This window comes from Streptomyces europaeiscabiei, assembly GCF_001550375.1.
In the GTDB taxonomy this organism is placed as follows: Bacteria; Actinomycetota; Actinomycetes; order Streptomycetales; family Streptomycetaceae; genus Streptomyces; species Streptomyces europaeiscabiei.
Genome location: NZ_LRTR01000359.1, coordinates 1 through 9,774 on the forward strand (window position 1 = coordinate 1; position 9,774 = coordinate 9,774).

The following is a 9,774-nucleotide window of genomic DNA, read 5'->3' on the forward strand; positions in this document are numbered from 1 at the left end:
GGTCCTCGCCGGGGTCGCGGCGGCGGCGGTCGTGGCGCGGGGCGCGCGCCGTGGTCGCGGCCGCGGTACGGAGTAGGGGTCGCCGTGTCGGGACGGGACTACTCCGACTACGGAATCGGAAGCGGCACGGGGGCCAGGTCGGGCAGCGGAACCGGCCGTGTCATCACCGGTGTCGCCTGGGCCGTGCTGCTGCTCGGCCTGTGGCTGTGGGGCCGCGAGGTCACCGACGTGCGTACGGGCGGGTCCGCGCCGACCACCGGCGACGTGGCGGCGGTCGGGCGGCCCGCACAGGCCGAACTGCCGCCTGCAGCACAGCCGTTGAGAGGCGCGAGGCCGCAGCGACTGGACATTCCCTCGATGGGGGTGCAGGCGCCGGTCGTGGCGCGCGGCCTCGACCGGGACGGGGCGATCGAACCCCCCTCCTACGGTCAGCCGGGCGTCGTCGGCTGGTACGCGGGCGGTGCGCGGCCGGGGGCGACGGGCGCCGCGCTGTTCGTCGGGCACGTCGACACCGAGACGCGGCCCGCCGTCTTCTACAAGCTGAGCGCGCTGCGCGTCGGCGAGACGATCCGGGTGGCCCGCAGCGACGGCCGGATCGCCGAGTTCACCGTGGACGACGTCCAGGTCATGGGCCGAGACGACTTCGACGCCCAACAGGCCTACGGCGTGAGGCAGTCGGGGCGCGCCGAACTCCGTCTGGTCACCTGCGGCGGCACGTTCGACAGGACGAGCCGCACCTACACGGCGAATGTCGTCGTCTCCGCGTACTTGAGCGGAACGGGACCCTGATCGGACCCAGGACGGCTCTGTGCCATCAGTCCGGACGAAGGCGGGCGGCAGGCGCTTGCCGCGAGTCGAGCCGTCCCGGTGTTCCATCCGGTTGTACGGGCGTTTTCCGCCCCCATCCACACACGCTGCCCACCCGTCGTGGTCAGGAGTCGACAGCTTCTCGCCAAGGCGGCGACGACCTCGTGGGCGAGGCGGGAATTATGTCAGGATTGGGGCTTACGACACGGTGCACCCAAGGGGGAGTTGGATGTACGGCAGTAGGGGGGCCGGGGTTCGGGCGTCCGTGGGGGTGGTGGGGGCGGCGTTATTGCTCACCGGCTGTTTCGGGGGAGACAGCGGTGACGGTGACGGCGAGGGCGACCGCTCCTCCGGTTCCGACATCACCCAACAGCCGCGCGGCACGGCCCCGTTCTGGGTCAATCCGCGAGGCAACGCGGCGACACAGGTCGCCGCCTACGAGAAGGCGGGCAAGGACAAGGACGCCAAGCTGATCCGCATGATCGCCGAGCAGCCGACCGGCGAGTGGATCGGCCCGGAGAATCCGGAGCGGGAGGCCGAGGGCTTCACCGAGGCCGCGGAGAAGGCCGACCGGGACGCCGTCCTCGTCCTCTACAACATCCCGCACCGCGACTGCGGCCAGTACTCCGGCGGCGGCGCCGCGGACGGCGACGCGTACCGGTCGTGGATCGACGGCGTGGCCAAGGGCATCGGGGACCGGGCGGCCACGGTCGTCCTGGAGCCCGACGCGGTGCTCCACGTGGTGGACGGCTGCACCCCGGAGGAGTTCCACGAGGAGCGGTACGACCTGTTGAACGGCGCGATCGAGACGCTCGGCGCGCTGAAGAACACGAAGGTGTACCTGGACGCGGGCAACGCCGGCTGGGGAGACCCCGAGGAGATCTACGACCCCCTCAAGTGGGCCGGAGTCGAACGGGCGGACGGCTTCGCTGTCAACGTGTCGAACTTCTACACCACCGAGGACTCCATCGACTACGGCAAGCAGCTCTCGTCGAAGATCGGCGACAAGCCGTTCGTCGTCGACACCAGCCGTAACGGCAACGGCCCCTGGACCGAGGGCGACGAGGACGAACGCTGGTGCAACCCGCCGGGGCGGGCGCTGGGGGAGACTCCGACGACCAAGACCGCGGACTCGCTGGTGGACGCGTATCTGTGGGTGAAGCGTCCTGGTGAATCGGACGGCGAGTGCAAGGGCGGACCGAAGGCGGGGGAGTGGTGGCCCGAGTACGCGCTGGGCTTGGCGAAGGCGTCTGACTGAGGGACGGCGCGCCCAATGGGGTGAGGCGTGGGGGGTGCTGGGCGGCTGCGGGCCGTTCGTGGCTGGTCGCGCAGTTCCCCGCGCCCCTGAAAAGCGGGGGCTACGCCCCCTGCTTTTCGGCCCGCCGGCCTGTGGTCTTCCGGGCCCGCCGGCCTGTGGTCTTCCGGGCCCGCCGGCCTGTGGTCTTCCGGGCCCGCCGGCCTGTGGTCTTCCGGGCCCGCCGGCCTGTGGTCTTCCGGGCCCGCCGGCCTGTGGTCTTCCGGGCCCGCCGGCCTGTGGTCTTCCGGGCCCGCCGGCCTGTGGTCTTCCGGGCCCGCCGGCCTGTGGTCTTCCGGGCCCGCCGGCCTGTGGTCTTCCGGGCCCGCCGGCCTGTGGTCTTCCGGGCCCGCCGGCCTGTGGTCTTCCGGGCCCGCCGGCCTGTGGTCTTCCGGGCCCGCCGGGCCGTGGTCTTCCGGGCCCGCCGGGCCTGGTCTTTCAGGGGTGCGGGGAACTGTGCGACCAGCTCCCACGCACCCGCACCCGAAAGACGACCCTACGGAACCTTCACCCACTGCGCCTTGCTCGGCGTGCCCGCGTCATCCGTCACGAACAGCATGTACCACCCCGACTGCACCAGATTCCGGTTCCTCGGCACAGTCACCGTGATCTCGTCACCGGTGACCTCGAAGTCCACCTCGATCGACTTCTGGTCCACATCCGTCACATGCGTCGACGCGCTCGGCCTGATCAACCGCGCAGACTTCACCGCCGACGCGTTCCGCGTACCGAACGTCGCCTTCCCGCCGCGCGCGACCGTCTTCGGCCCACCCGTCAGCGTCGGCTGCGCGTCCTGGAACAGATACGGCGGCGTATAGATCTCGATGCGCTGCTCGAACTCCCCCGGCTTGGTGTTGGCCCTGTCGGAGTACAGGGAGTCCGACCCGAAGAAGACGACCCGCCCGTCCGGCAACAGGATCGACCCGGAGTGGTAGTTCCGCCCGACCAGCGGGTCGGCCACCCGCCGCAGCTCCCCCGTCCTCGCGTCGTACAGCCGCGCCTCCAGGATGTTGGAGTCGCCGCGCCCGCGATAGTCCTCGGAGCCGCCGGAGATGAGCACCGTGTCGTCGGGCAGGATCGAGGCCTGCGGATACCGCGTGCCCTTCGCCATCTCCGGCCCGTCCACGAACCTGGGCTCGTCGGCCAGCAGATCGATCAGCCGGGTCTTCTTGCTGGACCGCTCCGACTCACCGACCCCGCCACCCCCGATGACCATGTACTTCTCATCCTGCGCCGGAGGCAACAGCACGGTCCCGGCGGTTTCGAGCAGCTTGCCGTCGCTCATGCCGGGGAGCTTGGTGAACTTGTTGCTCCTCAGGTCCCAGACACCGGGGTCGCGCCCGATGTCGTCCGGCCCGTACCCCGCGTTCGCGCCCGAGTAGAACAGCTTGCCGTTCTGCATCAGGGAGATCGCCGGGTACGTCGGGAACTGCTGGACGTCCTTCGTGTACGTCCACTTCTTCGTCCCGGGGTCGTAGATCTCGTTCTTGCCCGGGACCAGCTGACCGATCTCGTCGAGGCCGGAGAGACTGAGGACGGTGCCGTCGCTGAGGGTGGTCAGCGTCGGGTACCAGCGCGCCTCGTTCATCGGGTCGACCTTGATGTACTTCTCGGCGACCGGGTCGAACTCGTAGGCGTCCTTGATCCCCTGGAAGTCCTTCTTGTCGAGGGCGAGCTTCTGCGCGATGCCGTACGTGTTCCGCGCGTCCTCGCCCTTCAGGCCCACGATCCGGTAGTTGTCCTCCGTCCCCGTCTCGTACTTCTTGCCGCGCCTCTCGGCCTCGACATAGGCGCGCGCGATGCCCGGCTTGTTGCCGGTGAACTTCCCGGTGTCCGGATCGAAGGTCTTGACGGCCTTCTTGATGTCGACGGTGTCCTTGAGGACGAACGTCCTGCCGTTCGCCTTGCCGACGAACCTGGTCCCCGCCCTGATCCGCATCCCCTTGTCGGGGTTCTCGTTGTGGATGATCATCAGGCCGCCGGCCTTGGTGACATCGCCCTTCAGCTTCTCGTAGCGCTTGGTGCCGCCCGCGATCAGCAGATTGCCGTTGGAGAGCTGGGTGTGCCCCGTGCAGAACAGGTCGGCCGGGGTCGGTACGCGCTTGATCGTCTGCTTGACCGGGTCCCAGACACGGGTGTCGAACTTCTTGGCGTCGAAGTTGTCCGCGTCGTTGCCCGAACCCGCGATCAACAGGATCTTGCCGGTGTGCAGGAGCGCGGCGTGGATCGTGTTCTGCCGGTACTCCTTCGGGAACTCCACGATCTTCCAGTGCCCGTTGTCGGCCTTGTACTCGGGTCTGTTGATCTTGTAGTCGTGGTACTTCTCGGTACTGAAGCGGTACACCCAGGGCCCGTTCATCCCGGCGAGCGCGAGGACCACCGCCCCGCCTATCGCGAGGCGACGGGCGCGGCGGCGGCCAGCACGGTCCTTCATTCCTTACGTCCCCCCAGTCCGCCCAGGGCGATCTGCATGGTCTGGTCGCTACCCCCGCTGCCCGACCCGGACGCCGCCCAGCTCGGCTTGTGCTGGGGAGCGTGAGGTGTGTGTGGGGCGTGCGGTACGGGTGGCGGCGCGAAGGGTGCGGGAGCCGCCTCGGGCGGCGCCACCATGGAACCCTGCAGCTCGGCCGCGGCGGCAGCCTTCTTCTTGTCCTGCCGCAGCATGTAGCGCCAGGCGAAGATGGGGAGGGCGGTGATCGTCATGGCGAAGACGGCCCAGATGACCATCGCCGGGTGCGAGTTGCCGAAGACGAAACCGGCGGCGATCGACGCCCCGAAGATGACGATGAAGTACCAGTGGTACCGGAAGGTGCCGAACCATCTGTCGGGGCTCGCCGAGTCCCCCTTGGGTGTGACGACGAACTTGCTCTTGCGGCGCAGGGCCGAGTCGATCAGCGCCTTCGCGTAGAGCGGCGCGGACAGCGCGGACATCACCATGCCCGCCACACCGCCGGAGCCCTCCGGCTCGTGCGGCGAGACGTTGTGGCGGCGGTTCCAGACGTACAGGCCTATCTGAAGGGCCGAGGCGTTGCCGTAGAGCATCAGCCACACGGTCGGATCGATGTTCACACCCGAGGCGCCCAGGCCCAGGAACAGGGCGCAACTCAGCGCCGCCAGAATCCAGTTGAGGGCGGACATCGGATAGAAGATGATCATCATCGTGTAGTTGAAGAGCTTGCTCGGCGGCAGTGAGTACCAGCCCTTCCAGTACTGCTTGAGGATCGTCTCGTACGTCCCGCGCGACCAGCGCATCTGCTGGGTGAAGAAGTCCGTCCAGGCGCTGGGCCCCTCACCCACCGCGAGCACGTCCGGCGTGTACACCGAGCGCCACTTCTTGCCCGTCAACGGGTTCTTGTGGCGGTGGATCTCGAAGCCGGTGGCCATGTCCTCGGTGATCGAGTCGTACAGGCCGCCGATCTGCTTGAGCGCCCTGATCCGCACGGCGTTGGAGGTGCCGACGAACATGGGGGCGCCGTACTTGTTGCCGGCGCGCTGGATCAGCGCGTGGAACAGGAACTGCTGGGACTCGGCGGCCTTGGTGACGAAGTTGTCGTAGTTGCCGTACACCTGAGGGCCGATGACGAAGCCGATGTTCGGGTCGCGGAAGAAACCGAGCATCCGCTCCAGGTAGTTGGGCAGCGGCACGTGGTCGGTGTCGACCGAGGCGAAGAAGTCGTAGTCGTCGCCGTGCGCGTCCAGCCAGGCGTTGTAGTTGCCATGCTTGGTCTTGGCCCGGTGCGGGCCCTTCGGCTGGTTCCACTTCGCGATCCCCTTGCGGGAGAAGTGGTGCACGCCCAGGCGTGCGCAGACCGTCCTCACATCCGGGTCGTCGCCCTCGTCGAGCAGCCACACGTGCAGAAGCCCGCGGTGGCGGAGCCGGACGGCGGCCTCCAGGGTCTTCGTCACCATCTCCAGCGGTTCCTTGCCGGGCACGAAGGAGGTGAGGAAGGCGACTCTGGTGCCGGTCTCGGGCACGACCGGGATCGGGTCGCGGGCGACCAGGGTGGCGTGCGCGTTGGACAGGACGTTCATGCAGCGGAAGAACTCGATCAGGCCGATCGAGATCAGCATGACCATGTCGAGGGTGGGCAGGAACTCGTACTCGACGTAGTCGCGCTTGGTCCAGTGCTCCTGCTGCAGCAACCAGCCGAGCAGGACCAGGGAGAGCAGCGGTGCGGCCGCCAGCATCAGGGCGACCCGCAGACGGTGCGGCTCCTGGGAGATCAGGGAGCGGTACTGGACCTCGTAGGGCTTGGTCGGGTCCGGCTGGGTGAGTGGTCCCGCGAGGCGGCTGTAGTGCTCGTAGTCGTATCTGGGAAGGCTCTTCCTCAGCTTGCGGAATGCGCCGGTCCGGTGCGACGGCACCTTGAGCCGGGTCGTTTCGGATGGATCGTGGTTATGCCGGGCGCCCGTCGGCGTCGACGTCATGAGTCATTCCCCCCGCACACACATCGAGTGTGTGTTCGTCGGTCTTTCGTCCGAATCGGTCCCCCTCGACCGTTACGGACGCATCAGTGGGCCATCGTCACCATGTGATCTACACCATGGAGACACGGGACGACGGCCATCCGGTTGCATTGATGCCCCCTCGGCATCTTTTGTGCCTGAGCGCGTACGTCGCGTGCCTCGGCGGGGGCCCGAGATCCCCATTCTCGGGCGCAAACAGTCCATGGCCCCCGAACTGCCGTGTATCGGCAGTCTCTTACGGCCCAGGGTTCTATGGTGTGAGGCTTGATCGCAAGATGCGAAACGCGGCGTTTACCGGCCATACGCCGTTATTGGGGCATTGGTGGAGGATCTGGGGGGAGTGTGCGGGGAAGCGCGCGGGGGTGACGTGCACATGCGGAGAGGCCCCTCGCGCTTCATGCTCGCGAGGGGCCTCTCCGGATGGTGCGCCGCCAGGGACTCGAACCCCGGACCCGCTGATTAAGAGTCAGCTGCTCTAACCAACTGAGCTAGCGGCGCGCGAGGAAAATTCTAGCGGAGGGGCGGGGGTGCTCCTGACCACGGGCGCAGGGGTGCGCGGGGCCGCAGGCGGGAACGGCCCGGTCGCCCGGGTCCCGGTGGCGAGCCGGGCGCCGGACCGCATGCAGCCGCTGTCCGTGGGACCGTATGCAGCCGCCGTCCGTGGACCGCATGCAGCCGCCGTACCGCGCCGCGATTCACGGTCTCCTGCGGGGGTTCGCGACCTTGTCGGGTCTGTCGGGAGCCACAGTCGGAAATAGCTGAACCGTATGGCAACTGCGTTCTGCCGAACGGATGTTGTCGCGTTCGATGAACCGTCGCGGGTGCCGGGGCTGTCGCCGGGGCGACTCGCCGCAGTCGTGGACCGACTCGGTGGCGAGACCGGAAAGGGCGAAAAGCCGGAACAGCGGGAAGGCCGGGATCGCCGCCGACACGAGCGGGCCCGCCCCCACGGGGGCCGGCACGATCGAGGAGGGGTTCGGGGTCCGGCGAGCCGTGTACATCATTCGGACCGTCAACATGCGACACCGGTGCACGGTTGAGAAACTGACGGGCGTGCAGAAGCGTGTAATTCTTCGGTCGGTTCGCGAGGGGAATCGCATGGAGACTCCGGTATTCGAGGAGATCGAGCCGGGGGCCGATTGTGAATGCCCCGGTTGTGTCCACTGGCGGCTGGTCATGCCCTATTCGGCCCAGTACGCCCATCTGAGTCACCCGGCGGCCAGAACCGCCAGGAGTGCCCTCGTCGTGGCCACCGCCGCCGGTGCCGCACTCGGTGCGGGGCATGCCGTGCCGGCGGTCGCGGCGGCCCACGGCCCGGCTCATCCCGGTGGCGTTCCCACAGGTGAGGGGCCCGATACGCCCCAGGGGAAGAAGGCTCCGCTGCACGGCCCCGGCGGTCGGCCGGCGGACGAGGAGAAGCCGCCGAAGGAAGTGCTGACGCCGCCCACCACCCGCGCCGAGATCATCAGGCGGGCCAAGACCTGGATCGCGGCCGAGGTCCCGTACAGCATGCGCGAGTACTGGTCCGACGGTTATCGGCAGGACTGCTCGGGGTTCGTCTCGATGGCCTGGGGCCTGACCGACAACGAATGGACGGGCAGCCTCGACAAGTTCGCGCAGCGCATTTCGAAGGACCGGCTGGAGCCGGGTGACATGCTGCTCTTCCACAATCCGAAGGATCCTCGAAAGGGCTCGCACGTCGTCATTTTCGGCGGCTGGACGGACTACGCCGAGACCCACTACATCGCCTACGAGTCGGCCCGCCCGTACGCCCGCAGGCAGGCCACCCCGTACGGGTACTGGGACAACGCGACCCACTACGTGCCGTACCGCTACAAGGGGCTGATCGACGACGGGGCGGGCCGGCCGGACGAGGAGACGGCCGCCTCCGGCGGCTCCGGTTCACCCGTCGCCCCGCCGGGCAAGCCAGGCAAGCCGGGCAAGCCGGAGAGGCCTCAGAGGCCGGGTGCGAAAGGGGCCGCCGGGCCGGGTAGTGACCGCTTCCCGGGCCGCGAGGTCTTCGGGCCCGGCGCGCACAACAAGTACGTCGCCCGGCTGGGGCAGATGCTGGTGCAGCGGGGCGGGGCCCGTTTCTACACCGGAGGGCCGGGGCCGATCTGGTCGGACGCCGACCGCAGGGCCACCCGGGCGTTCCAGCGGGCGCAGGGCTGGTCGGGCCGCTCCGCGGACGGCATTCCGGGCCCGCTGACCTGGTCGTATCTGGTCACCGGGAGGGGCAAGAACATCGCGTCGGCCGGGAATCCGGGCCCGCCGGGGAAGCCGGCGGCGCCCAGGCCTTCGGTGGCGCATCGGCCTTCGGTGGCGCATCGGCCACCGGTGGTGCATCGGCCACCGGGGAACCCGGGAGAACCCGGTGCCTCCGGCACATCCGGAGCGTCGGGGAAGCCGGCCCCGCCCGGCGTATCCGGGAAGCCCGCCACCTCTGGGAAGCACACCCCGCCCGGCGTATCGGGGAAGCCGGCCACCCCCGGCGAGCCCACCCCGCCCGGTGGGCCCGTGTCGCCCGGTGGACCCGACCTGCCCGGGGGGCCCGTGACACCCGTGACACCCGTGACACCCGGGGCTCCCAAGGCTCCCAGGGCTCCCGGGATTCCCGTGACGCCCGCCTCGCACGGCGTCCTCGGCTATCCGGGGCGCGGCATGTTCCGGCCGGGCGCGGACAACGCGTACGTCACCCAGTTGGGGAAGCAGCTGGTCAAGAAGGGGTTCGGCAAGTACTACACCTCGAGTCCGGGGCCTCGTTGGGGCGAGTCGGACCGGCGGAACGTGGAGGCGTTCCAGCGGGCCCAGGGGTGGCGCGGCGGCGCGGCGGACGGCTACCCGGGCCCCGAGACCTGGCGCCGGCTCTTCGCCTGACGGAAGGCCCCGCTCCGGCCGGGACCCGGAGCCGCTCTCCCCAAGAAAACCGGCCGACTCCCTCCCACCCCCCCGACCGAACACACCGCCACATGACTCTCACCACGGTTCTTCCTGCGCGGAGGCACGGAGGCACGTATGAGTACGACGACCACCTCACACACACCGGAGCCCGACGGGCCGGCGCGGCCCGCCCGGCTCATCCAGAACGAGACCACCACCGAGATCCCCGTACATCTGCTGTTCCGGGACGACCCCGCCCCGGTGGCCGTGCCGGTCACCCCCGCCGTCGTGGGCCGGCGGCGCGGCACCGGCGAGCAGCCGCGGGT

General features: G+C 69.2%; 5 protein-coding genes, 1 tRNA gene and 1 pseudogene. 4 read left to right on the top strand and 3 right to left on the bottom strand.

Features of this window, described 5'->3' with window-relative positions:
* Nucleotides 1-84 precede the first annotated feature (84 nt).
* Nucleotides 85-789: a class F sortase gene (locus AWZ10_RS17100; protein ID WP_046710129.1), complete on the top strand. Its 705-nt coding sequence runs from the start codon at nt 85-87 to the stop codon at nt 787-789.
* Between the two features lie 247 nt (nt 790-1,036).
* Nucleotides 1,037-2,065, top strand: a complete 1,029-nt coding sequence (locus AWZ10_RS17105) for a glycoside hydrolase family 6 protein (RefSeq protein WP_060891490.1) — start codon at nt 1,037-1,039, stop codon at nt 2,063-2,065.
* A gap of 532 nt (nt 2,066-2,597) precedes the next feature.
* Here AWZ10_RS17105 and glxA read toward each other — a convergent pair.
* The 3 genes from glxA to AWZ10_RS17120 form a co-directional block, all read right to left on the bottom strand.
* Nucleotides 2,598-4,535, bottom strand: a complete 1,938-nt coding sequence (gene glxA / locus AWZ10_RS17110; protein WP_060891491.1) for a radical copper oxidase GlxA — start codon at nt 4,533-4,535, stop codon at nt 2,598-2,600.
* Nucleotides 4,532-6,529, bottom strand: a complete 1,998-nt coding sequence (locus AWZ10_RS17115; protein WP_046709235.1) for a glycosyltransferase family 2 protein — start codon at nt 6,527-6,529, stop codon at nt 4,532-4,534. The genes glxA and AWZ10_RS17115 overlap by 4 nt, the downstream gene beginning before the upstream one ends.
* A gap of 460 nt (nt 6,530-6,989) precedes the next feature.
* Nucleotides 6,990-7,066, bottom strand: a tRNA-Lys gene (locus AWZ10_RS17120).
* Nucleotides 7,067-7,666: 600 nt separating this feature from the next.
* Between AWZ10_RS17120 and AWZ10_RS52935 the strand changes: the two genes are divergently transcribed.
* Nucleotides 7,667-9,445 carry a peptidoglycan-binding protein gene (locus tag AWZ10_RS52935; RefSeq protein WP_063809771.1) on the top strand — a complete coding sequence of 593 codons (1,779 nt, stop codon included), beginning with the start codon at nt 7,667-7,669 and terminating at the stop codon, nt 9,443-9,445.
* Nucleotides 9,446-9,583: 138 nt separating this feature from the next.
* Nucleotides 9,584-9,774, top strand: a pseudogene (locus AWZ10_RS17130) (SPFH domain-containing protein); the annotation flags it as partial.